Genomic DNA, 24,899 nt, shown 5'->3' with positions numbered 1-24,899 from the left:
CGGGCGTCACTGGGCGCCCACCTACTCGAGGAGTGTCGACCGTGGCCAAGGGCAAGCGGACGTTCCAGCCGAACAACCGTCGTCGGGCGCGGGTCCACGGGTTCCGTCTCCGGATGCGGACCCGTGCGGGCCGCGCCATCGTGTCGGCGCGCCGCGGCAAGGGCCGCGCCAAGCTCACGGCCTGATCCATCGGTACCGGTATCGGCGTCATGCCCTGTTCGCCGTTCGGTCCGCTCATTTCCACCCGTTACGTGCTCGGACACTCAGGTGCTGCCTGAGCCGTATCGGCTGCATCATCGTGCCGAATTCTCCCGGACGGTGCGGCACGGCCGACGAATCGGGAGACATGATCTTGTCGTGCACATATACCTCACACCCGCGCTACAGGCGGACGGCGGAACACCGTCCGTCCGGCACGGTGGGCCGAGGTTCGGTCTGATCGTCAGCAAGGCGGTGGGTCCCGCGGTGGTACGTCACCGTGTGGCCCGCCGCCTGCGTCATATCTGCGCCGGCCTGGTCGATACCCTGCCCGATGCCGCGGACGTCGTGATCCGCGCCCTGCCCGGGGCGGCCGCCGCCGACAGCGCCGATTTGGATCGGCAGTTGCGTTCCGCCCTTCGCAAACTTCTTCCTCCTCCGCCGACCCGGGCGGCCACGGATGTGCCGGAATACGGCAGGTCCTCATGAACCGGCTGCGGGCGTTGGGCGCACTGCCGGCGAAGATTCTGATCTTTCTCATCGAGCTGTACCGAACCTATGTCTCCCCCACGCGGATGCCGGTATGCCGATTCACCCCTACCTGCAGTGAGTACGCGGTGACAGCGTTGCGTACCCGAGGACTGTTCGTCGGCCTCGGACTGACGGCCGTGCGTCTGGCCAAATGTGCGCCCTGGCACCCTGGAGGGTGGGACCCCGTTCCGGAGCGCAAACGGAAAGGGGCTGCCGTCGATCCGGGTACGTCCGGGAGCTCTGCGACCGAGCCGAGCCCGGCGACCGACGCGGCGGCCGAACACAAGCCTTTGAAGGGGTCGCCGCGTGCGGCGACCGGCGACACGACCGACGGGAGTACATAGAGCCGTGCTCAATTTCATCTATTACCCAGTGTCCTGGATCTTATGGTTCTGGCACAAAGCCTTCGGGCTCGCACTGGGCAATGACAACGGGTTCGCCTGGGCACTGTCCGTGGTGTTCCTGGTGTTCACACTCCGTCTGGTCCTGTACTGGCCGTTCGTGAAGCAGGTACGCACCACCCGCCAGATGCAGCAACTGCAGCCGAAGATCAAGGAACTGCAGAAGAAGTACAAGAACGATCGCCAGAAGATGGCGCTCGAGATGCAGAAGCTGCAGAAGGAACACGGCTTCAATCCGCTCATGGGCTGTCTGCCCGTGCTTGCCCAGGTGCCGGTGTTCATCGGCCTGTACCACGTGCTGCGTTCGTTCAACCGGGTCGGTGTGACCAGTGGTCTTCCCGGCTTCGGACACGGTGGTGGCATGACCGCGTATGCGAATGCGCACACCCCGAACTACGCGTTCGGCGTCGACGACGTGCAGTCGTTCCTGCGAGCGCGGATCTTCGGCGCCCCGATCTCCGCGGCGATTACCACTCCCAAATCGCAGATGGAGGCGTTCGCCGATTACGGTGGCATTCCCGAGATCTCGCACATGATCGCCGTCGCGGTCCCGTTGATGGTGATCGCGGGTCTGGCGACCCACTTCAACGCCCGCGCCTCGGTGGCCCGCCAGCGGGCGACCGGCGTATCGGTGGATCCGACGGGTATGGGCGGCGGCGGTTCACCGAGTCCGATGGGGCCGAACCAGGCCGAGCTGATGAACAAGCTGGCGCTGTACGTTTTCCCGCTCGGTGTGATCGTCGGTGGCCCGTTCCTGCCGATCGCCATCCTGCTCTACTGGGTGTCGAACAACATCTGGACCTTCGGTCAGCAGCACCTCGTGTTCAAACAGATCGAGAAGGAAGACGAACACAAGAAGCAGGAGGCGCTCGAGCGCCGCGCACAGAATGCTCCCAAGCCAGGCGCCAAGCCGGACAGCCGTCGGAAACGCGGTCCCGCGGTAACCGATACACCGGTCGAGGCGACCGCGGATGCTTCCGATGTCCCTGCCGAAGGTCCCGTCACCGACGATTCGACGGCATCGAAGAACGGAACCGGACAGTCGAAGAACGGAACCACGCCGCCGAAGAGCACTGCGGCGAAGTCCGGTAAGTCGACGGCGTCGTCGGGGAAGTCGACCGGACAGGGTAATCGCAAGCGATCCGGTAATCGTGGCCGTCCGAATCAGAAGCGACGTCGCTGATAACTCGCAGCAGGAGTGAAGGAAACCACAACAATGACTGTTGAGACCGATGGAGGGGACGCCACCGTGGCGCTGAGCGCGAACGACACGATCGAGCAGGCCGCCGCGAAGACCACGGCGCCCCAAAATTCCGATGACGCGCAGCAGCGCCCGGCTGATTCCGGCGCCGCCGACGAATCCGATTCCGCCGCAGACGATGTCGATGATGCCGAGGACGCCGAGGACGCCGAGGAGGAGTTGATCGAGGAGGGCGAGATCGCCGGTGACTACCTCGAGCAACTGCTCGATGTGCTCGATTTCGACGGCGATATCGATCTGGACGTCGAGGGTGATCGGGCGATCGTGAGCATCGACGGCGGGCGCGACCTGTCGAAGCTGGTGGGCCGTCGCGGCGAGGTGCTCGACGCTCTGCAGGAGCTGACCCGCCTGGCCGTGCAGCAGGCGACCGGTGTGCGCAGCCGCTTGATGCTCGATGTCGCCGGGTGGCGGGCCAAGCGCCGCGAGGAGTTGAGTGCGTTGGGAACCGCTGCGGCGCAGCGGGTGCTCGATTCCGGTAAGCCCGAGTCGCTCGCGGCGATGACTCCATTCGAGCGGAAGATCGTTCACGATGCCGTGGCTGCTGTCGACGGTGTCGAGAGTGAAAGTGAGGGCGTGGAGCCCAATCGGCACGTGGTGGTTGTGCCGTCGTAGAAGTGTCGTGTGAGGGTAGGGCCCCCGGTTCACTGAACCGGGGGCCCTACCCTTGTACGGACGCAGTCGCAGTGCGGGCGGACCGATCGGTGGGCGCCCGATATCTATTCCTATCGGTCGGGAAGGAAGTTTCACGTGGAACGAGGCGCGGACGGCGTTGATACGAACCCCTCCCCCGCTTCCGGTGCGGAAGAGCCGCCCGCTGAGGCGACGCGGGTATTCGGGGATCGGCTACCGCTGGCCCGGAAGTACTACGCGGCTTTGGCAGGCGCCGGGGTCGAACGAGGATTGATCGGACCGCGAGAGCTACCGCGGCTGTGGGATCGGCACATCCTCAATTGCGCCGTAATCGGTGAACTCATCGCCGAGGGGGCCACGGTGGTGGACGTCGGCAGCGGTGCCGGGCTGCCCGGTATTCCACTTGCGATAGCCCGGCCCGACCTTCGAGTCACGCTTGTTGAACCACTGCTGCGCCGGACGATATTCCTCGCGGAATTCATCGAGGAGGCTGGGCTGGATGTGACGGTGGTCCGCGGTCGCGCGGAGCAACCGGGCGTTCGAAAAGAGGCCGGCGGCGCGGATGTCGTCACTTCTCGTGCGGTCGCACCGCTCGCCAAACTTGCGCAATGGTCGCTGCCGTTGGTGCATGAGCACGGCCGCATGCTCGCGCTGAAGGGGTCGAGCGTCGCGGAGGAACTGGAGCGCGATCGCGAAGAATTGACGCGCGCCGGGGGCGGTAATGCGCAGGTTCTCGAATGTGGCGCCGGAATCGTCACTCCTCCGACGGTCGTTCTGAGTGTGGAACGACTCCCCCGCTCCGAGCGTCCGGGACGGCGCGTGGTCCGAGTGCGTAGGTCGCGCTGATCCGAGTGTGGTGTTTCATGTGAAACATCGGGATGGTTTGTCGCGTCTTGTACGCCCCGCTCGACTAGTCGACGGACGAGCAGTGGACTCTGCTGGAGGCGCTGCTGCCACCGGCGGGTAACACCGCGGAGGTTAGAGGACGCAATGAGAAGCATCTCGCCGCCTGAGGGTAGTCGAGCGGGCCTTCGCATGGATCATGCGAACAGCGCCGCTGTGTCCGCGATTACGAGACGCTACCCGCCCGCCATGAGGCCATGGTCCACATAGCGATGATCATGACCATGTCACGCCGACCGGCCCGCCCGACGACCCAGGTAACTTGGCGGGATGGAGATCGGCGTGGGGCGGGTAGTGGTCCACTACGTGGAGCACGGGAGCGGCCGGCCGGTCCTCGTGCTGCACGGCGCCGGCGTCGACCACCGGGAGGCTGAGGCTTGTTTCGAGCCGGTTTTCGACGGCGGCGCGGAGCTGCGGCGAATCTATCCCGACCTCCCCGGAATGGGCCGGACAACCGCACCCGACACGCTGCGCAGCGCCGACGACGTGCTCGACACGCTGCTCGAGTTCACCGACGAGGTCATCGGTGCGACCGAGTACCTGTTGGTCGGGCATTCGGCGGGCGCGTACTATGCGCGGGCGATGGCCGCGCGGCGCTCGGCGCAGGTCGCCGGTTTGGCGCTCGTCTGTCCGTTGTTACCGGGATCGCGTGACATCCCAGAGCGCCGCGTCGCCGCCGGATCGGGTGAGATCGGTGACGACGTCTTCCGCAGCTACTTCGTGATCCACACCCCGGAGATGCTCCAACGGTACGAACGCTATGTCGCCCCGGCTGCCGCGCTCACCGACCAGGCTGCGCTCGAGCGACTCAGCGAACGGTGGGCGCTCACCTCCGAACCCACATCGGCTTACCGGGGTCCGACACTGATCGTGGCGGGACGGCTGGATTCGACGGTCGGATATGCCGCCGCTACCGATCTCGTCGACCACTACCCCCACGCCTCGCTCGTCGTAATGGACGACGCGGGACACGCTCTCCCCCATGAGCAACCGGGACTCCTGCGCGCTCTCGTCGCCGACTGGCTCGTACGCGTCGAACGTCGACTGGCCCGCCCGAGGACCCGGTAGCCAAGTTCTCAGACGCTCACTGAGAGGTGGGGCCGCGGCTGGCCAGGGGTGTGTCCGCTGAGTGCGGTGTGGCCGCGGTGGTGGTTTTAGGGGGTCGATCGCGGTGTGCAGGAAGTGGTAGCCGCGCACGGGCTGGCGGTTTGAAGGCGCCGGAACTTTTATCGGCCTGCGAGTTCCGGTCACTGACGGTGCGGTCGGGTTGCGTCAGCCTCGCACGTCACCCGGAGGTCTTCGCTATGTCAGCTTGCCACGCCGTTACCGATGGTCATGGTCAGCACAGTTTGGCGACCCCAGCGGACTTTCTCGTTTCATGTGAAACATCGCGTCGTTGCCCGTAAGTCTGCCGAACCAATGCGCGCGCCGGAGCTAGTGCATAGCGCCCCGAGGGCCCTCATGGGGGCTGCGGCTAGTTCGGGGCCGTTGGAGCGGCGGGCGGTCCACCGGACCGTTGGTAGACGATTGCGATGGGTGGTCGGTCGGTGTGATCACAGGCCGCACGGTGGCTGTAACCGAGTGGCCCGGGACGCGACCACGGTTAGTGGCCGCAGATGTGAGTGGTAGCGGTTCCAGCTGTACGGCATGTGCGGTTTCACGTGAATCATTGGGCACTCTCGCGAACTTCGCCTCTGCGCGACTGCACCTCCGCGCCGCTCTGGGATGGAAGGTGAGTTGCCACATACCCGAGTTGCCCCGATGGGTTGCCGGTGCCGGTAGCAGCCTCGGCTCACCTGGAGCGCGGATCGCGCTCAGCGACGTCGTCGGTCACGGCGTCCGTGCCTGGCGATCGGCCGCGTTCACATCAACGAGATGAGACCTTCCGATCGCTGCGCAGAGGCCGGGACCGCGGGCGTCGTATCCAATCTGCCTCCCATGTTTCATGTGAAACCGTGATGCGACAGTTCCGGCTTCGCCTGCCCGCACGGCTGCCACGTCCTCGCGAACTCGGGCCGCCGCCAGTCCGGAACCGCGGCGGGCACGGGCCGTCGCGACAGCGCCTCGCGCCTCGCGCTTCGATGTTTGGACTACGGCCTTTCGCTGTACCTGGCACTCCCGTCACCGTGACGAAGGTCGACCAGGGGGTAGGCATCGTGGCCGTTTTTCGGGTTCGGAAGCGATTTCCTAAGGTGACCTCTCCCCTGCCAAACGCGGATGAGTCCCCCTCGCGCGATCACGACAGCGGACCGGTTGACTGAGAATCGCCGACGAACCAAGTCGGAGTGTCCGCCGATCACCTCAACACCGGCTGCGTCCAACCAAATGCCGTACTGGCTGAGGAGGCTGCCGTATTTGGCGCCGCGCCGATCAGCGGCGTGGGGCATGCCGACCTGAGCGGCGTTGGGCTCGGGGATCATTCGGCCGCGGGGTTCTTTTGGAGGCGCGAGGGGTAGGTCGAAGGATCCGGGCGATTGGGGCCGATGCTGCGGGATCGGGCGTCTATTGGGCAGCGGGAGCGTTTCGGCACGAAGAAGGGTCTGGGCCGAGTGGTGTGGTGGACACCGAAAGTCTGTGAGACCGGGAGATGGGGCCGGTCGGGCTGGAGGGCTTGCTCGGTCGGGCCGTGTGTGGGTCGTACCGCCGTGCTCGAGCTGAGGGCCGAGGATGTGCCGCATGGAAATCGTGCCGAGCGGAGCGGTTGTGCGGGAGCTGCGACCTCACCTCTTGTTGAGTAAGGCCGCCAACCGCACCGGAACATTGGCTACGAGCTCCGGGGGCAGAACGCTGGCTCAGGAGAGCACTACATCGGTAGAGCGCTGGGCCACCAGAGCCAGTGCACCGGCAGACCGCCAGAGCCGCTGGACCGGCAAATCCGGCGGATCGGCGGTCCGGCAGAGCGCCAGGCCCCGATAGCCCCGGACCGGATAGAGCGTTCGAGTGAAAGGAATGCTTGTCCGAGGAGATGCGCCACCTAAGGACATGGCCCCCGATGGAAGGGCCGGATCCGGGAGAGGCCTGCCCCAAGGAGAAGTAGGAGAAGTCCGCCCCCAGCGGCTGCCCCCACGGGGAGGCCGGGCCCACGGGGAGATCGGGCCCACCGGGAGGCCGGGCCCACCGGGAGGCCGGGCCCACCGGGAGGCCGGGCCCACAGCGAGGCCGGGCCCACAGCGAGGCCGGGCCCACAGCGAGATCGGGCCCACCGGGAGGCCGGGCCCACGGGCAGGCCGGGCCCACAGCGAGGCCGGGCCCACAGCGAGATCGGGCCCACGGGGAGGCTGGCCCTGTGGGGAGATCGGGCCTGTGGGGAGGCCGGGCGTATGGGGAGGCCGGGCGTATAGGGAGGCCGGGCGTATAGGGAGGCCGGGCCCACAGCGGGACCGGGTCTACAGCGAGACCGGGCCCACGAGAAGACCCGGCCCACAACAAGACCCGGCCAGTAGGTCGCTGTCCCTCGAGAAGGCCGGACAGCCATAACGGTGGCACGGGTGGCGCGCGGACTGACTGCGGTTGGCGGACAGGTGATTCGAGTGATCGGGGGACAGTCCGGGGGCGGACAGGTCCGGGTGGACAGTTGGCCGGGACAGTTTTTCGGCCCGCTAGGTGAGCGGACAGGGGTGGCCAGCGCTTGGCCGTCTGATGCGCGGACAGAGCATGAGTCCGTCGGTCGGTGGTGGATGAGCGTTGTTGGCTGGAGGTGGAACCACTGCCCTCGCCTGCGGAGCTGGAGGCGCGCGTAGGTCTGGCAGAGGGGCGCGGGTGAACGTCGAAAATCTGGCGACCGGGGGCCGCTGGTTTCATGTGAAACATCGCGAAAGGTGTGCGCGTGGTCGTGGTGCGCAGATGAATTGTCCGATTCTCGGCGTGTTGGAGAAGGATTGCCGCGGTTCAACTTCCGTATTGCCTCCGGTACTGGCAAGCTAAGTGGCGTTGAGTGTGAGCGCATTCTCTCGGTGCCCGGCAGCTCGCCGGATGGCTATCGGTCTCGCAACAAGGCGGCGCTCCGCCTACTCGAGCCGCGTGGCGCCGAAGCCACGCCGGCACGTGTCTGAAGTTCTCGGGGTTAGGAGCCTGTATGTCGAACGGTCCGGCAAAAGTTTCACGGGAAACAACCTCGCGTGTCCCCGGAATGCTGGAAGGCAATGCCTTCGACACGGAGGACTTCAGCCGCACGCCCTTCGGAAGTATCTCCACCGCGGACACGCCGATCGCGGCGGAGGCACAACGCGCGAGTCAGGTCCTGCACCCTGGTTCGATGAACATTCCGAAGCCGCGCGAACAACGCATCATCACCATCGCCAATCAGAAGGGCGGCGTCGGTAAAACCACCACGGCGGTCAATTTCGCCGCCGCTCTCGCATTGCAGGGAATGACCGTCCTCGTCATTGATCTTGATCCGCAGGGCAATGCCAGTACCGCCCTCGGTGTCGATCATCATTCCGGCATTCCGTCCAGCTACGAACTTCTCATCGGGGAGATCCCTGTCCAGGATGCGATCCAGCAGAGTCCGCACAACGAGCGCCTGCTGTGCATTCCGGCCACAATCGACCTGGCGGGCGCCGAGATCGAACTGGTTTCCATGGTCGCTCGGGAGGGTCGCCTCAAGACGGCGATTCAGGAGGCGAATCTGGCCGGTTACGAGATCGACTACGTGATGATCGACTGCCCGCCTTCGCTCGGCCTGCTGACGGTCAACGCCATGGTTGCCGCGAAAGAGGTCCTTATCCCGATCCAGTGTGAGTACTACGCACTGGAAGGTGTGGGACAGCTGCTGCGCAATATCGGCCTGGTCCAGTCACACCTCAATCCCGAACTGCACGTCTCGACCGTGGTCCTCACGATGTATGACGGCCGCACCAAACTGGCCGATCAAGTCGCCGAGGAAGTTCGCGGGCACTTCGGTGATGTGGTGCTGCGATCGGTCATTCCACGCAGTGTGAAGGTCTCCGAGGCGCCGGGCTACGGTATGACGGTTCTCGATTACGACCCCGGTTCTCGTGGTGCCATGAGCTATCTGGATGCCGGTCGGGAAATGGCGGCTCGCGCCGTCGGTGCGACCTATGCGCCAGGTCTGGTGGCGGCCACGCCGGTCGCCGAGGATGGCGATGTGAATGAGGAAAGGGGCCGATAAGCCGATGAGTCAGGCGAAGAAGGGTGGACTAGGGCGCGGGCTGGCCGCGCTCATCCCGACCGGTCCCGCCGAGGTGCAGGGACTCGGGAGTGCCGCGGCGAACGCCGTCATCGGCCTTGATCCGATCGGACCACATCCTGCGGAGGCATATCTGCACCGGGTCCCCGATCCGGCTGCCGACTCCGATGCCGGGGCCGTCTACCGCGAGATCCCGGCTGAGGAGATTCAGCCCAATCCGAAGCAGCCGCGTCAGGTCTTCGAACAGGATGCGCTCGACGAGCTGATCCACTCGATCCGCGAATTCGGCTTGATGCAGCCGATCGTGGTGCGCGCACTCAGTCAGCCCGCCAAGACCGAGTCCGGCTCCCCCGCTCGCTATCAGATCGTCATGGGTGAGCGTCGCTGGCGGGCCTGCCAGGACGCCGGGCTGGCAACGATTCCGGCGATCGTCCGGGAAACCACCGACGATGCCATGCTGCGCGACGCGTTGTTGGAGAACATCCACCGCGTACAGCTCAATCCTCTGGAAGAGGCGGCCGCCTATCAGCAGCTGCTCGAGGAATTCGACGTCACCCACGAGGAGCTGGCGAATCGGATCGGCCGATCCCGACCGGTCGTCACCAATATGATCCGTCTGCTCAAGCTGCCGATCCCGGTGCAGCGGCGAGTTGCGGCCGGAGTCCTGTCGGCAGGGCACGCCCGTGCCTTGCTGGGGCTGGATGCCGGTGCCGAGGCGCAGGAGAAGCTGGCGGAGCGGATCGTCGCGGAAGGGCTTTCGGTCCGTGCGACCGAAGAGGCGGTGACGCTGGCGAACCGGTATCCGGAGCAGGAGCGCAAGCCCGCCCCCGAGCGCAAACCCGTCTATGCCCCTGGCTTGGATCGTCTGGCCGAGCGCTTGGCCGATTCGTTCGATACCCGCGTCACCGTGAGCATGGGTAAGAAGAAGGGCAAGATCACCGTCGAGTTCGGTGACCTCGCCGATCTCGAACGCATCGTGACATTGATGGAAAAGCAACAGCAGTAGCCCTGACACCGTAAAAATGCGGGCGAAAATCCATGAGCACCCGATGACTATTGCCCTTGCGCCGAAACGTCACTGTGACGGCGTATGTCATCGAGCGCAGTGACGGAAATGAGGCGGTTCGTGTTGATCGCTTATTCTTGCTGGCGAGTAGATATTGATGCCACGTGAGTGTGGATGAATCCGATAGCTGGAGGCTGAGCAGAGCGGTGTCGACCAGCGTGACCGCACTGACCCTCGGCGGACTCGACAAACTCCCGGCACACGCGCGCCGATGCGTGTTCTGGGAGATCGACCCCGCCGTGGCGGAAGACTCGCGCGAATTCAGCGATCCGGTCTTCGAGAAGGAGGCATGGCTGTCCACGGTCATGCTCGAATGGGGTTCGTGCGGCCAGGTCGCGCTCGTCGACGGCCAGCCGGCCGGATGTGCGCTGTACTCACCGCCGAGTGTGGTGCCGCGGGCGGGCCTGTTCCCCACCTCACCGGTGAGCCCGGACGCGGTCCTGCTGACCACGCTGCGCGCCGAATTCCCTTACCAGGACACCGGAGTCGCCCACCGGCTCATGCAGGCCGTGGTGGCCGATCTGATGCGTCGAGGCGTGCGCGCGATCGAGGCTTTCGGTATTCGCAAGGATCCGGCCGCCACGGTGCTGCCCACCCGCTCGATCAGCTCGATGCTGCTGATGGAGCGGATCGACACCCCCGCCACCGGAATCCCTTCGGCCGGAACACCCTCGGCCTCCCGGGCCAACGGCGCCTGCTCCCCCGAGGGCTGCATGATCGATGCCGAATTCCTCGAGGATGTCGGATTCTCGGTCGTCGCTCCCCACCAGCGCTTTCCTCGCCTGCGCCTCGAACTCGACAGCGACCACCTCTGGAAAGAGGACGTCGAGCGTGCCCTCGACCAACTCCTGGCCGCCGCGGCAGCGACCCCGACTCCGACCCGAGTCGGCTGCCGATAGCAGATCCCCGGACACGTACGGCCGCAAGACCGTACCTGTCCGGAGTTGACTCGTAAGCCCGCCCAACTCGATAGCACGCTGGCTGCCTATTGCTCACTGAACTCGCGCCGTAGGTCGCGCACGTCCTCGTCGCCACACCGTCGACAATGGAACTTTCGAGGTAAGCCGTGAAGCTCAGGCCCGGCCTTGTATCCGCCGGCCGCCGCGGTAGCGCATCTACCAGAGGGATACCTCGCTACTCACGGCAGGTCCGAAGTATCAGGCCCTCCCAGGGGCCTTCTCACCCTGCCCCGAGGCACCGCCGATCACCAAGCACCTGGGCAGCTAATGGGGGTGGATCGGCGAGCCTCGGACGGCGGGTGGACGTGCCCAACCGCAGCCCGGCAATGCAACTTTGGTGGCACCTACTGAACCGCGGTCCACGCAACGCCTGATTTCGTGAGGACATGGGTAATTCAATGAACACGCCCAGAAAGTCACCCGGCTACCGAACCGTCGGCCCCATACAAGAGTCTCCCCGCACTTGACGACACGCTGAAGTCCCGGGGAGGCGGATCAGCTCTACGTGGAATCCGCCGCGGCCAGCTCTTCGGCGAGGAGTTCGGCGAAAGTGTAGGTGCCGGTGGGCTGGTCGTCCTGGCCGAGCAGGTACAGGCGTTTCACGGAGATGAGGATGGCCTCGGCGATCACATCGCGCATCCGGGGGTTGGTCAGGACCGCCGCGTCGTAATCGTTGGTGAGGTAGCCGATGTCGACCTGAACGGTCGGCATCTTGGTGAGGCGCAGCAGGTCCCAGGTGCGTGAATGGGTGCGGCAGTCCTGCAGCGATGTCCGGGCAACGATTTCGCGCTGGATGAATCCGGCCAGCACCTGGCCGATCATCGACACCGAACCGTGCGAATTGCCGAAATGGAAGCTGGCCACACCGCTGGCGAGGGAGCTGGGATTCGTCGCGCAACGCAGCGAGATCATCAGATCCGCATCGAAGGTGTTGGAGATCTCGGCACGTTCGGCGTCGGTCGGATTGGCGCCCCACGGCCTGGACAGGAACGTCTCCATACCGGTCGCGGCCATCCGGCCCTCGAGTCGACTTGCCAAGTCCCAGAGGATCTCCGACTCGTAGACGTCACCGAATTCGGTGGGCACGGTGACACCCTTGTCGGGACCGCCCATCCCCGGATCGATGACGATCCGCTTACCGGTCAACTGCGGGCCGGCTCGGTGCACGACCTCTTCCTCCGCGATTCGGTGCGGATTGCCGCCGGTGACGCGGGCGCCCAGCAGATCCAGCGAACGCAGCGTGTCCGGACCGCAGATGCCGTCCGCCGAAAGGCCGATCTCGCGCTGGAACGCGGTCAGCGCGTCATGTGTCTGCGGACCGAAATAGCCGTCGACGCGATGCACGTAGAAGCCCAGATCCTGCAAACGACGCTGGAGTGTGGCCACATCGTCGCCGTACAGCGGGGCGGAGAGTTGGTAGATCAGGGTGCGTGCGCCGAGGCGGTAGGACGCCTCCTTGAGCGCGCGATAGGTGGCCGGGCCTACGACCCCGTCGACGAGCAGACCGCGATGCTGCTGAAAGGCACGCACAGCGGAATCGAGATCGTGGTCGAAGACGCCGTCCGTCTCTTTCCAGAATTCACCGTGGCCGTCGGAACGGTCCGCTCCGTGCGGATGCATATGGAGGAAACCGAGACTTGCGAGGGTGCTCCGAACCTCTGTTACGGCTGGACCGGTATCGCCGTGACGAAGTCGGTGCATGCGTGAGAGCCCTTTCCTTCCGCCAACCCGGGTACCCATTTCTGGGACCGTCCACTCCCGAAGCTCTTTCGAGGGTGTGCCAGGGCGCGATCCCCTTGGGGCACACGTCCGGAACGTCGGTCGATTGTCTCAGACCCGGACCGAATTTCTGCAATTCTGGCGAGTGCAGAGATCCTACCCCGGAGGTGGCGCGTCTTTGCGTAACCACGGAGTCTCGCTGACCGTGCGAACAGTACACACCACCAGCGGACGGCGACGAAATCCTAACCCGCGCCGCCGCCGCTGTGAGGCGAATGATTGTCAGATGACGCCGTCGAGCTCTCGCAACAGCGCGGCCTTGCCCTTGGCGCCGACGATCCGCTTGATCTCCTTACCCTCGGAGAACAGGATCATCGTGGGCAGCGACATGATTCCGTAGTCCCGCGAAGTGGTCGGGTTGGCGTCGGCGTCCACCTTGGCGATGGTCAGCTTGTCGCTGTGCGTTGCCGCGATCTCCTCCAGCACCGGGGCGACCATCTTGCACGGGCCGCACCAGTCCGCCCAGAAATCGACCAGAACGGGCTTGGTGCTGCCGAGCACATCCTGGGCGAAAGTGGCGTCGACGACTGTCTTCGTGGCATCGGACATCGTGATGAACTCCTCGAGCGGTGAATCAGTTGGCGGAGACTTCGACCGGCTTGTCGGCGTTGTCGAGCGTGTTGCTGGTGATATCGCCCTGTTCGGCGAGCCAGCGCTCGGCGTCGATCGCCGCGCGGCAGCCGGTGCCGGCCGCGGTGATGGCCTGCCGGTAGGTGTGGTCGACCAGATCGCCCGCGGCGAATACACCGGGCAGCGAGGTGTAGGTGTTCGGGTCGTTGACCAGCACATAGCCTTCGGGGTCGAGATCGACCTGGTCGCGGACCAATTCGCTGCGCGGGTCGTGGCCGATCGCGACGAACAGACCGGTCGCGGCCAGTTCGGAGGTCTCGCCGGTGCGCGTGTCGCGCAGGGTCAGGCCGGTGACGCTGTTCTCGCCGTGCACCTGCGTGACCTCGGAGTTGAGTACGAAGCGGATCTTCTCGTTCGCACGGGCACGTTCGAGCATGATGCGCGAGGCTCGAAACTCCTCGCGGCGGTGCACGATCGTGACGCTGGAGGCGAATTTCGTGAGGAAGGTCGCCTCCTCCATGGCCGAGTCGCCGCCGCCGACCACGACGATGTCCTGACCCTTGAAGAAGAATCCGTCACAGGTGGCACAGGCGCTCACGCCACGGCCCAGCAGTTGCTGCTCGCCCGGAACGTCGAGGTAGCGCGCCGCCGAGCCCATGGCCAGGATGACCGCGTAGGCCTCGTAGGTCTCACCGCCGACGGTGACCTTCTTGATCGGCCCGGACAGGTCCAGCGCCTCGACGTCCTCGGTGCGGATGTCCGCGCCGAAACGCTTGGCCTGCTCACGCATCTCGTCCATGAGGTCGGGGCCCATGATGCCTTCGCGGAAGCCCGGGAAGTTCTCCACCTCGGTCGTCGTCATCAGCGCGCCGCCGAACTGGGTGCCCTCGAACAGCAACGGCTCGAGTTCGGCGCGCGCGGCGTAGACCGCGGCGGTATAGCCGGCGGGGCCGGAACCGACGATGATCAGGTCGCGTACTTGCGTGCTCATGAGGCCCTTCCGAAGAAAAAGTTTCAACAGGCGTGTGGGTCAACAACAGGGTAAACGCTGTTGTTCCCACTCCCGAACGGCCAGCGCACGGGGTGTGAGCCGGACCGCACCGCGCGGTGTTCGGCGGATATCGCTCAGCCGATGTCCTGAGTCACCAGTACGTGCGGGTTGCCCGGGCCGCAGTCCCTGCCGACGATGAGGGCGGTGATCTTCGGCGAATTCGGACCGGTGAGCAGTATCAGCACCGCAGGCTGGCCGCGGTACGTGGCATTCATCGCGCCGAGTATCGACCTGTCCAGACCGGCCGCGCTGACGCAGCCGACCAGCGCGGCGTGATCAGCGAGCGGGCCGCTCAGATCCCGGCGGCCCATCGCGCCGAGCAGTTGGGAGACCGGGAGATCGTCGGAAATCTCGACATTATCGCTGGAATGCTGGGTGGGTAGTGCGGACGGCGGGCTCTGCTGACTGCGCAGGGAATCCACCGTGATCAGGGATCCGGCCACGATGACGATGGCAGCGGCCGCCGCGGCGAGCCAGCGCCAGCGTGGCCGGTCGGCCCGCAAGGGAATCGGATCGCCGGAGGGTGCGGTGTCGTCGGCCGCGGGGTGCTCGGCGTCCAGAAGGGGCAGGGGATGCGTTCTCGGCGGTTCCTGGGCCGGGCGGGCCACAGGCAGGCGGTGCACGGTGGCGACGTGCTCGGTCGGGCCGGGATCCGGTGCGGGTGACTCGGCGGAACCGCAGGAGAGCTGATCGAGCAGTGCGTCCAAGCGCGCGGTGACCTGGGTGGGCATCGGATGCAGAATCGCGGGCTCCTGGCCCAGATTCCGCAATTCGGTGGTGACATCGTCGAGCGAGCGCAGGAATCGCAAGGCTTCCGGGTCGCGCCGGACCTGCGGCCAGAGCTGATCGGACAGATCGGGGGCGACATTGTCGGCGTGCAAATCGGCCAGCAAATCCGTGGAGAAGGGAGGTCGCGGAGCTGAGCGGGCCGCCATCGAACCTCCTGGATCGTCCGAACCGCTCACCCCGGCTCGGCGCCGATGCTCGGCGGCTTCGCCCTTGTCATCCATCGCCTCTCCGGGGTGGGCCGTGTGAAAAATGTGGTACTCGCCGCGCCGTCACCGACGGAGCCTGCCAGTTGACGGGATTTTGCCCGTCACTAGTAATGACGCATCTCGACTACATCCGGTTCCCAGGATTCCGCAGGAATTCCAACTCCTGTTGGAGTCGCTTGCGGCCGCGGGCGCACCGGCTCTTGATCGTCCCCTCGGCGACGCCCAGCAACTGCGCCGCTTCCGCCACGCTATACCCTTCCATATCGATCGCGACCAGTGCCGCCCGCTGATCGTCGGGCAGCCGCATCAGTGCGCTGTCGACCAGCATCGATACCTCGAGCCGGGCGATGTCGTCGCGTTCCACGACGGGTTCGGCGACGCTCTCGTCCGACAGTGACACGCTGTACCGGGACTTGTTGCGCCGCATACGATCCAGGCAGGCGTTGACCACGATCCGATGCAGCCAACTGCGTACTTCCGCATCACCGCGGAACCGCGCGGCATTGCGATGTGCGGACCACAGGGCATCCTGCAGCGAATCAGCCGCATCTTCCTGGATCCGGCAGGTGCGCACGGCCAATTGCCACAGGTGGTTGTAGTGGCGGCGAAAAAGTACGCCGAAAGCATCACGATCGCCCGCGACATGGGCGTCCAGGAGTTCGACATCGGTGGCCGCGTCCGGATCGATCGGGCGCCTACCTACAGCGGACGCCTCCGACGTCCCCCCGCTGGATCGCTCGATCGCTTCAAACGGCAACACATACCCCTCGGTACAGCGCTCTCGACGGCACGATGCCCTGTCTCGGACATCTGCCCATACCGCTCGTCCAGGACCGCGACGTCAGATCCCGGGAAGCTCCCCTGCTGAGAGCGCGCTGAGAATCATATCGGCAGGTTCGAAGGGCAGGCAACCAGAGCGGATCAGCGCGCGGCTTCGTAGCGGATATCGGCGATCTGCGACTGGTACTGGTTGCCGGAATGGGCCAGCGAGGTGATCCAGATGAGGACGTAGCTGATCGGCTGATCGCTGTGCACGGGGATATTGGTCACGCCGTTGCCGAGCGTGACCTGGCCGATCAGCTGGGTCTGATCGAGCGTGGGCGAGGCGGTCGGCGAGGTGCGGATCTCGACGACCGTGCCCGCGCTCGGCGAATTGATGTTCACCTTGGTCAGCTTGCTCGGGCTGCCCAGGGTGGTCAGGATGCCCACACCCTTCTTCAGGGACGGGAACTGCTGGAAGTACTGGTCGGTGCGCCACATCGTGGTCGGATTGCCGTCCAGTACCGCTGAGACGTGGCTCGGATCGTCGGGGGTGCCCTCGGGAGAGAACACCGTGGCCGCGGTGAGCGGTACCGGCACCCCGGCACCGGCCGGAGCGCTGCTCGCCGGCGCCGAGGTGGCCGCGTTGGCGGGGGCCGGGGCCACCGCGGCCGTGGTCAGACCGAGTTTGCGCTGGTCGTCCAGGGGTGCATTGGAGGTGGGCGGCGCGAAGACGCTCAGCAACCACCAGATGATCACCCCGACCACCAGTGCCGCGAGCACACCCAACCCGACCAGGATCCACATCATCCGCTGCGAGCGTTCCTTCTCCGCGGCAAGCAGTTCCGGATCGGCCAGCGATTCGTCGGGCAGTGCCTGTGCACGCTGACCCAGCCGCAGCACCGGGATGAAATCGGTCTTCTGATCCACCACCGAGGCCTGCTCGAGCACGTGCTGAACCGTCGCGGCGGTACGCACACCCTTGTTCGACTCCAGTGAGCGCACCGCCACCGCGGAGATCTCGAACGGGGTCTCCGGGCGGATCTGCCGCGGCTCGACAGGCGAGCCGTCGGGACCGGAATCGGCCGGCCTCAGCCCGCCCACGGTGGCGGCCGTACCGGTCACCCCACCGGCGCGGATCGGCCAGCGCGCGGTGATCAGCGCGTACAGCATCGCGCCCAGACCGCGGACGTCGGACTGCGCGTCCGAATCGCCGAGCGTGCCGGGGAAGGCCAGTACCGCATCGCCGGACGCGCTGATCCGCACCCGATCCGGATGGTCGATCGACAGCGAACCACCGCCGCGGTGGGCCAGTTCCGCCGCCGCTGCCAGGGCGCGGACCGCACGCGCCGCGCCGATCGGCGAGGGCCTGGTCTCGGCCATTTCGCGCAGCGACCGTCCGGGAGTCCACTCGGCCACCACGATGCCGCCGGAGCTACCGCGCACCACGTCCAGGACGCGGGCCAGGCCCGGGGAGTTGATCCGGCCGAGTCGCAAGGTGCGGGACAGGATGGCCTGCGGGCCGTCGTGCCCGGAGTTGTCGGCGGCCTTCTGATCGGCGTCCACGAAGGTCAACGCGACCTCGCGGTCCAGCTTCACATCCAACGCCTGCCAGAACCGCAGACCGCGGGCGCCGCCGCAGTCGGCCAGCAGCCGGTAGCGGCCACCGGCCACCGAGGCGCCCGGGATCAGCTTCGGACCGCGCTGCGACCGTTTGGTCGGCGATTCGATGCGCATCGGCGGCATCTCGGGGGAACCCACTGGCAGCATGCCGGTGTCGTAGGTCGGATCGTGTGGCGGTTCGTCCCGCGCATGCCCGTCGTCTGCGGAATCGGCAGCAGTCTCGCTGAAGTTCTGCGCCTCGGCCGATTCCGTCCGCTCACCCGGAACATCCGGGGGAACCTCACCGGGCACGACGTCCTCGGTGCGCACCGCGCTCACTGCGGTGGCATCGGCTTGCGCGGCAGGGACGCCGCCCGCCGCATCGTCGCTCACCCTCGTTCCTCCTTCGCCCTGGTGTGTCGAAGTCCCATATGCCAACGACGCACCCGGCCCATCGTCGACCCGGCCGAGCCCGGAGGGCGCGAGAGATGCGGCATTCGCATCTCCGCGATCGCCGGGACCGGCATTTGCGTTTCTCTGCCGAACAGGGTACGGGAACTCACCCCCGCCGGTACGGTCAACCGCTTCTGGTCGGATGACCGGTAGGACCATGGTCTGCGCATCGGTATAGGGGTCGTACCGGTAGTAGTACGGCTGCGCGAGTTCGGGCCTGGGCAGCAGGGTGGTCTCGTGTTCGTCGCCCGCGGGGCTCTCGAAACCGAGGTCGGGCGCGGGCGGAGTGAAGCCGAGCTTGCGGGAGATCGCAACCGTGATGGCGACGATTTCCGGAATGCCGACCAGACGCATCAACCCGAAGGCGACGCCGAACATAACGATTCCATCGATCCCGACCCGGATCAGTGCGCCGATCCCGTGATGCAGCCGCGGCAGCCCCAGGAGTTGATCGATGATCAGGGTGACGGCGGCCCCGGCGACCGAGGCGAGGACCACGCGGGTCACCGTTCGCCCGACGTTCGACATCCGTAGATCGCCCAGGCTCTGATGCAGCAGCCAGCCGCCGATGACCGCGCCCGCGAGGAAGCCGAGTCCGGTGGCCATGCTCAGCGCCATCACGACGTGCTCCGGGGATACGACGAACGGCGCGATCACGCACACCAGGATCTTCACCGCGGTGATGCCCAGGATGATCCACGTCGGGGTCCACGCCTGCTCGCGGGCGTAGAAGACGCGCAGGTGGATCAGCACCAGCGCGTACGGGATCAGGGTGAACGCGGACCAGCTGACCGCCTCGCCGAGCCGATGCGCGTTGTCGTGACCGAAATGGCCGTATCCGTACAGCACTTCGCCGACCTGCGGACCGGCCACGGTCAGGAACAGCACCACCGGGACCAGGGCGATCATGGTCAAACGGGTCGCGGCGCCGAGATCATCGACCACGGCGGGGGTGTCGTCGTCGGCGGCGTTGCGACTCAGCCGAGGCATGATCGCGGTGAGCACGGTGACGCCCAGTACGCCGTAGGGCAGCTGCAACAGCAGCCACGCCTGGTTGACGATGGCCGGGCCGGCCACATCCCAGTGCGAGGAGACGCGGGTGGCGAAGACGAATCCGGCCTGGCTGATCAACACGTACAGAACGACGGCGGCGGCCATGCCGCCGAACTGCTTGAGCCGGGCGTCCATGCCCCACAGCGGCCGCAGATCGATACCGGTTCGGCGGATCGCCGGAACCATGCTCGCGACCTGCACGAAGACGCCGAAGGTTATACCGCAGCCGAGCAACAGCAGTTTCGGCTGGCCCATCCGGACCGGGTCCAGGGAGATCTCGCCGGGCAGCAGCACGTACAGACCCAGGACGAGCAGGGTGGTGATGTTGTTCAGCACCGGCGCCCAGGCGCCCGGTTTGAAGATCTCGTGGGTGTTGAGCACCGCCATCAACAGCGAGGACATGCCGTAGAACAGCACGGCCGGGATCAGCAGATAGGCCAGTGCGGTGGTCAGTCCGGTACTGACCTTGCCGTCGTGGGTGAGGAACAGATATCTGGTCAGGACCGGGGCCAGCGCGGTACACACCAGCGCCGCACTCCCCAGCAGCACCGCGGCCGTGGTGAACAGCCGTCGGATGAACGCCGCGCCCTGATCGGGATCCTCTTTCTGCGCGCGCACGAGGGTCGGGACCACGAAGGCGGTCAGCACCGCGCCGAGGACCAGCTGCTCGATCATCGTCGGGATCTGGCTGGAAACGGTGTACGCACTGGCGACCGCCGGACCGAGGGCCATGAGCACCATCGCCTGCTTGCCGAAGCCGGTGATGCGGCTCATCAGCGTGGCGATCGCGATCGAACCGCTGGCACTGAGCAGCCGCGAATTCGCGCTCGCGGGTTTGACCTCGGTCTGCTGTGCGGTCGCGGCCGGCCCGGACCGCTCGTCGCGGGCGGGCACGCGTTGCGGTCCCGGCCGCGAGTCCACCGCCGCGCGGCGCCTGGGCTGTTGTCCGGGCGCGGACTGCGGTCCGGCGGCGGTCCGGCGGCCCCGCGTTCCGGGTTGCGTACCCGGTCCGGGGCGTGGTCCGTTGCCCTCGGGCTCGCCGGCTGGAGTCTGCCGGATCGGTCCGCTCGCCGGTCCGGGCGGCCTGCCCTGTGGCGGGACACGACGGCGGGCGCCGGTGGGCGGTTGCTGGTCGGGCCGGGCTGGGTCCTGTGCTGTCCGGCGGATCGGTCCGCCCCGTGCCCGGCGGCCGGCTCCGCTCGGCGGTCCGGGATCGCCGGTCCGGCGGTCCGGGGGCACCTGTCTGGCGGCCCCGGTGGCCGGACGCTGATCCGGTCCGGTCTTGCGAGTCCGGCGGGGCGCCTCGTCCTCTGGCAGCCGGCCGTCGCCGCCCGGGGGCACGCGGCGCATGGTTCCGCTGGGTGGGCGTTGGTCCGGTCCGCCGCGGCGGGCTCGCCGGGCGGTCTCCTCGGGAGGATTCCGGTCGGACGCGGCGGGAGGTACCCGCCGCATGGTTCCGCTCGGCGGCCGTTGATCGGGCGTCCCCGGGCGTGGCCGCACCGGCTCGTCCGAGGGCAGCTGATCGGGTTCGCCCAGGGGCGCACGGCGCATGGTTCCGGTGGGTGGGCGTTGGTCCGGTCCGCCGCGGCGGGGTCGTCGAGCGGTCTCGTCCGGGGGCACCTGGCCCGGACCGGCCGGAGGCATTCGCCGGGTGGTTCCGCTGGGCGGCATCCGATCGGGCTCACCCGGAGGCACCCGGCGCAATGTCCCGCTGGGCGGGCGCTGGTCGGGAGTGCCGGGTGGCACCCGGCGCGGTGCTCCGTTGGAGGGCATCCGATCCGGATCGCGCGGGGGGACCCGGCGCATGGTTCCGCTGGGGGGACGCTGATCCGGACCGGGCGGCATGCCGTCCGGCGAGTCGCGGCGGTCCGCACCGTTCGGCGGGGTCCGGCGCATGGCTCCGCTCGGCGGCATCTGGTCCGGGGGCCGACGGTCCGGCGGGACGCGGCGCACGGTTCCGGCGGGCGGCAACTGCTCCGGTCCGCGCGGGTCGGCCTGCGAAACCTGGGGAATGGGTCCGGTCAGCGGTACCCGCAGCGGCGGGGTCTGCGGCTGCGGTGGGGTCGGCGCCTCCGGCTCGCCGAACTGGTCCGGTGCGGCGGTCCCCCGCTCCCACGGCGCGGCAGGCGGTCGCCGCCGGAGCGAATTGTCTCCGGCCGGATCCATGCGGCGAGGGTCGTCATATTCACTCATCGGACCCCCGGCGCCGGGCGGACGGGCCCGGACGCGTCGGCGAACTGGCTCGGGCACGACGGGACACCCCGAGCGGGCGCGCCGTATCCGGCCCCGTCCGCTCGATCACTGAACTGGATCATGGTGTCTCCTGTCGCTGCAGGACCCGCGTCCGCGCACGCAGGTACCTGTTCAGCCTGCGTCGTTTCCCCGGGTCCAACCCCTCGTCGGCCGGATCGGGCTGTCCCCGGAAGCGGCGCCACAAACGACGACCGGCCAACAGGAACAGCAGTGCACCGGCACATGCGGTAATTATCGCCAACGCTGAACCGTATGCGTTGGACCGTACCTTGACCGAGGTGGCGTTGCCGAGCGCGATCCCGTCGGGTGTGGTAATGGAGATCGGAATCGTCAAGCTTCGGCTGTCACTGACCTTCGTCGGAATCTGGAACGATCGCGTGCCCTCCGCGGGCAAGGTCTGCTCGCCGATATCGGTGATATCGGTGCCCGACGGGACCCCGATCTTGAACCGGATCCGGGCCGCGACGGGCAGTTCGTTGCGAGCGACGAGCAGTAGCGGACTCTGCTCCGAGGCCAGCGTGTACACCCCGCCGGGTGGCAGCACACTGACCGACCGGAACAGCCCGTTCAACGCGGTGGTGGTCTGATCGAGACGGCGTTGCGCGGCGGTGTCGGCCTGCGAACCGGTGCTGGTCCGATCGGACAGCGACAACGAACGCACGAGATCATCTCGCAGCGGGGTCAGGAAGTTGGTCGGCGTCGGTTCCTGCTGCGGCACCTCGACCAGGGTGTTCATCAGATCGGTGATCCGGCCGGCCTGCTGCTGGACCGGTGCGACGAACGCACCGGGCACCCCGTCGGCGGGCGCGCCGGCGGAACGACTCACCTCGTACGGATGCGAATCCGCTTGTACCGCAAGCAGATCCTGGAACGACCGCGCCGTCGCCAGGCCGCTGTGGATCAGTGTCCGCAACTGGGTGAGCAGTGTGGAGGCCTCGTCGCGGTTGGCGCCCCACTGCTGCGGCGGCACGAGCAGTTGTGAGCGCGGCCGATTCGGCTGCGGATTGAGCGCGGTCCAGGTCATCGCTCCGAGCGCGTCCTGTAGACGTGCGGTCCGGGAATCCTTGGCCACGTCGTAACGCACGTTCTCGGGTGTGAACGCGGGCGTCGGCGGATTCGATCCGACCGCGGCCAGTGCGGTGGCGGGCCAGATGTCGAAGGTGGACACCTTGATTCCCGGATCGGGCGTGCTGGCGGAGGTTCCGTTCGACGGCGCGGCGGGGGGCGTCGGGCCCGGCAGACGCACCGTCGACGGAGCGGTGATGCTCGAGCTCGCCGATACCGTCGTCGCGTTGTGCGTCGAGGAGGCGGAACTGCCGGATGTCCCGGCGGGGGCGACGGCGTTGTCGGCCAGGACCGCGGAGGTGAAACCGTGCTGGCCGAGCATCGTCGCGGCGTCCGAGTCGATGCTGCCGGATTCGGGCAGGCTCACCCCGTGCACCGACTTGATCGACAGGATCTGGTCGACCAGCTCGTCGGGAGCGGAGATCGCGCGGGAGGTGACTGCCGAATCGTGCACGGCGGCCAGGGCGGACAGGTCGACCTGGGCGAACGGCAGGCTGACGGTGCACATCGCCGGAGCCAGCGCGCGCAACCGGTTCAGCCACGCCTTGGCGGCCTCGGTGCCGGTGCCGTCGCGGGTCGGGCCGTCGGGGTCGGACGGACTGGCCAGCACCCGGTATCCGGTCGTCATATCCGAGACGGTGAGCAGCAGGTCGGGATCGACGGCCAGGCACAGGGCATTCGCGATATCGGTCCCGGTACCGGCCGAATCGGGGTGGACCGCCGATTCCAGCGCGCCGAGCAGTTGGTCGAGGCGTCCGCCGGTGGCCAGCTCGCCGGCCAGTTCGTCATCGGTGAGCAGAGCCTTGCCGTTGACCGAGCCGGGGATTCCGGCGACCAGTCGCGGCCGGTCGGCCAGCGGCCACAGCATGGTGGTCGCGACGGGTGCATCGGCCGGGGCCGGAACGGTTTGGCCGGACTTGGCATCCGAATCACCCGTCGGTGCGGGCAGACCCAGCACTGGGAGCAGGAAACGCGCGTCGTCCAGACGGGCCTGACCGCCGTAGGCAGGCATCCCGTTGACGTTCAGCAGCAGCGGGTACACCCCGGGCGAGGTGATGTCCAGCGATGCGGTGACCGGCGCACTTCCCGGCGTGCCCTTACTGCCCGCGCGCACGCCCACCCGCAGGGTGAACTGCTTGCGCTGTCCGGGACTCAGTCTCTTCGCGACGTCCACGAACGGCGTGTCGATCGGATAGCTGGACTGATCCAGCCGCAGCGCCGAACGCAGCCCGCGCGGATCGGTGATCGCACCGGCGCGCTGGGTCCGCAGCTCGATGTCGTCCACCACTCGATCGCCGATATTGGTGACCGTCCCGGTGATGGCGACCACGGAATCACTGCTGGTGGTGACCGTGTTCGGGGATACCGAGTCGAGGGTCAGCTTGAGGAATTTCGGCGTCGAGGAGGAATCGCCGACGCCCGACGGTTCCGCGGCGGCCGGGCCGGTCAGCGCGATGTTCAGCACGGCGAGGGCCAGGACGGCGATACTCGCCGCCCAGCGGTGTCGCGACAGTGTCCGCGCCCGCGCCTGCGGGGCGTCGATGAGCTGGCTCATTGACGCCTCCGACCCGCATGCGTCATTGTTTGCCGTTCTCCATCCGGTCGATCAGGCGGTTCGCGACCTCCGCCAGCCGGCGCTCATCGGCGTACGCCAGCCGGGAATCAAGGTCGGTGAGCGGAACCCAGGCAACCTGGGTGACTTCTATATCGGCGTCGGACAACTCGCCGCCGACCGAGCGCATCAGATAGTGGTGCACCGTCTTGTGTACCCGGCGGCCCTCGGTGACGAACCAGTAATCGATGCTGCCGAGTTCGGCGACGACCAGGCCGCTTATCCCGGTTTCCTCGGCCACCTCACGCACCGCGGTCTGCTCGGCGGTCTCGCCCTGTTCGATATGTCCCTTCGGCAGCGACCACAGCAGCCGCCCGCGCCGGTCGGTGCGGCCGATCAGAGCGGCGAAACGTTGGTCGTGAGGGCCGTCCAACCCGTCCACGACCAACCCGCCCGCGGAGGTTTCGCGCACAGTGCGCATCCTCGGGTTGGCCGCATTACCGGCCGAACCGCGGCGCCGGGGTTGGCGGCGTCGACTGTTCGCGCGATCGGCCGGAGACACCCGGTCAGTCTAGCTGTGCGGGATTGTCCGTTACCGCATCGCTCCGGCGCGGTCGCGGCCCGTGCGGCTCGCCGTCGAAGGGCCGCGAACCCCGCTGTGGTTGTGTT

At 67.1% G+C, this 24,899-nt stretch carries 18 protein-coding genes; 10 read left to right on the top strand and 8 right to left on the bottom strand.

The genetic code is table 11. From position 1 onward, the window contains the following. The first annotated feature begins 41 nt into the window (after positions 1 to 41). From rpmH to NV1_RS01970, 10 genes are all read left to right on the top strand, one after another. Positions 42 to 185, top strand: a complete 144-nt coding sequence (rpmH, locus tag NV1_RS02015; protein WP_033085250.1) for a 50S ribosomal protein L34 — start codon at positions 42 to 44, stop codon at positions 183 to 185. 82 nt (positions 186 to 267) lie between these two features. Further along, positions 268 to 687 (top strand): ribonuclease P protein component, encoded by a 420-nt coding sequence (rnpA, locus tag NV1_RS02010; RefSeq protein WP_067884789.1) that lies wholly within the window; start codon positions 268 to 270, stop codon positions 685 to 687. After that, entirely contained in the window at positions 684 to 1,073 is a 390-nt protein-coding gene (gene yidD, locus NV1_RS02005) for a membrane protein insertion efficiency factor YidD (protein ID WP_067884787.1), read from the top strand. The genes rnpA and yidD overlap by 4 nt, the downstream gene beginning before the upstream one ends. Before the next feature lie 4 nt (positions 1,074 to 1,077). Next, positions 1,078 to 2,313, top strand: coding sequence for a membrane protein insertase YidC (gene yidC, locus NV1_RS02000; RefSeq protein ID WP_067884785.1), 1,236 nt, complete (start codon positions 1,078 to 1,080; stop codon positions 2,311 to 2,313). Between the two features lie 33 nt (positions 2,314 to 2,346). Then, complete coding sequence (locus NV1_RS01995) at positions 2,347 to 3,003, top strand: Jag family protein (protein WP_067884783.1); 657 nt, start codon at positions 2,347 to 2,349, stop codon at positions 3,001 to 3,003. Positions 3,004 to 3,138: 135 nt separating this feature from the next. Then, on the top strand, positions 3,139 to 3,867 hold the full coding sequence (rsmG, locus tag NV1_RS01990) for a 16S rRNA (guanine(527)-N(7))-methyltransferase RsmG (RefSeq protein ID WP_067884780.1): 729 nt from the start codon (positions 3,139 to 3,141) through the stop codon (positions 3,865 to 3,867). Positions 3,868 to 4,194: 327 nt separating this feature from the next. Beyond that, a complete protein-coding gene (locus tag NV1_RS01985) occupies positions 4,195 to 4,992 on the top strand; it encodes an alpha/beta fold hydrolase (RefSeq protein WP_067884779.1) in 798 nt (265 codons plus the stop codon). A gap of 3,061 nt (positions 4,993 to 8,053) precedes the next feature. Then, the gene (locus tag NV1_RS01980; protein WP_245713527.1) at positions 8,054 to 9,055 is read left to right on the top strand and encodes a ParA family protein; all 1,002 of its coding nucleotides are present in this window, start codon (positions 8,054 to 8,056) and stop codon (positions 9,053 to 9,055) included. Positions 9,056 to 9,059: 4 nt separating this feature from the next. Continuing rightward, positions 9,060 to 10,079 (top strand): ParB/RepB/Spo0J family partition protein, encoded by a 1,020-nt coding sequence (locus NV1_RS01975; protein WP_067884777.1) that lies wholly within the window; start codon positions 9,060 to 9,062, stop codon positions 10,077 to 10,079. Between the two features lie 206 nt (positions 10,080 to 10,285). Next, positions 10,286 to 11,038, top strand: a complete 753-nt coding sequence (locus tag NV1_RS01970) for a GNAT family N-acetyltransferase (protein WP_067884775.1) — start codon at positions 10,286 to 10,288, stop codon at positions 11,036 to 11,038. A gap of 561 nt (positions 11,039 to 11,599) precedes the next feature. On the opposite strand, the gene NV1_RS01965 is transcribed toward NV1_RS01970, so the two are convergent. The 8 genes from NV1_RS01965 to NV1_RS01930 all read right to left on the bottom strand — a co-directional run bounded on the left by NV1_RS01965 (position 11,600) and on the right by NV1_RS01930 (position 24,792). Beyond that, a complete protein-coding gene (locus tag NV1_RS01965) occupies positions 11,600 to 12,799 on the bottom strand; it encodes an N-acetylmuramoyl-L-alanine amidase (protein WP_067884773.1) in 1,200 nt (399 codons plus the stop codon). 300 nt (positions 12,800 to 13,099) lie between these two features. Next, the gene (trxA, locus tag NV1_RS01960) at positions 13,100 to 13,426 is read right to left on the bottom strand and encodes a thioredoxin (RefSeq protein ID WP_067884770.1); all 327 of its coding nucleotides are present in this window, start codon (positions 13,424 to 13,426) and stop codon (positions 13,100 to 13,102) included. 25 nt (positions 13,427 to 13,451) lie between these two features. Further along, positions 13,452 to 14,438: a thioredoxin-disulfide reductase gene (gene trxB / locus NV1_RS01955; RefSeq protein ID WP_067884768.1), complete on the bottom strand. Its 987-nt coding sequence runs from the start codon at positions 14,436 to 14,438 to the stop codon at positions 13,452 to 13,454. Between the two features lie 134 nt (positions 14,439 to 14,572). Further along, a complete protein-coding gene (locus tag NV1_RS01950) occupies positions 14,573 to 15,508 on the bottom strand; it encodes an RsmA family anti-sigma factor (protein ID WP_067884766.1) in 936 nt (311 codons plus the stop codon). Between the two features lie 109 nt (positions 15,509 to 15,617). After that, positions 15,618 to 16,181, bottom strand: coding sequence for an RNA polymerase sigma factor SigM (gene sigM, locus NV1_RS01945; RefSeq protein ID WP_067885089.1), 564 nt, complete (start codon positions 16,179 to 16,181; stop codon positions 15,618 to 15,620). A gap of 233 nt (positions 16,182 to 16,414) precedes the next feature. Then, the gene (locus tag NV1_RS01940; RefSeq protein WP_245713526.1) at positions 16,415 to 20,911 is read right to left on the bottom strand and encodes a murein biosynthesis integral membrane protein MurJ; all 4,497 of its coding nucleotides are present in this window, start codon (positions 20,909 to 20,911) and stop codon (positions 16,415 to 16,417) included. Between the two features lie 760 nt (positions 20,912 to 21,671). Further along, entirely contained in the window at positions 21,672 to 24,233 is a 2,562-nt protein-coding gene (locus NV1_RS01935; RefSeq protein WP_245713509.1) for a DUF6049 family protein, read from the bottom strand. Between the two features lie 22 nt (positions 24,234 to 24,255). Then, positions 24,256 to 24,792: an NUDIX hydrolase gene (locus NV1_RS01930; RefSeq protein WP_067884765.1), complete on the bottom strand. Its 537-nt coding sequence runs from the start codon at positions 24,790 to 24,792 to the stop codon at positions 24,256 to 24,258. Positions 24,793 to 24,899 lie beyond the last annotated feature (107 nt).

The organism is Nocardia vaccinii NBRC 15922 (assembly GCF_001613305.1).
Taxonomy (GTDB): Bacteria; Actinomycetota; Actinomycetes; order Mycobacteriales; family Mycobacteriaceae; genus Nocardia; species Nocardia vaccinii.
Note: the sequence above shows the minus strand (reverse complement) of the source record. Positions and strands in the feature narration are given on the sequence as shown.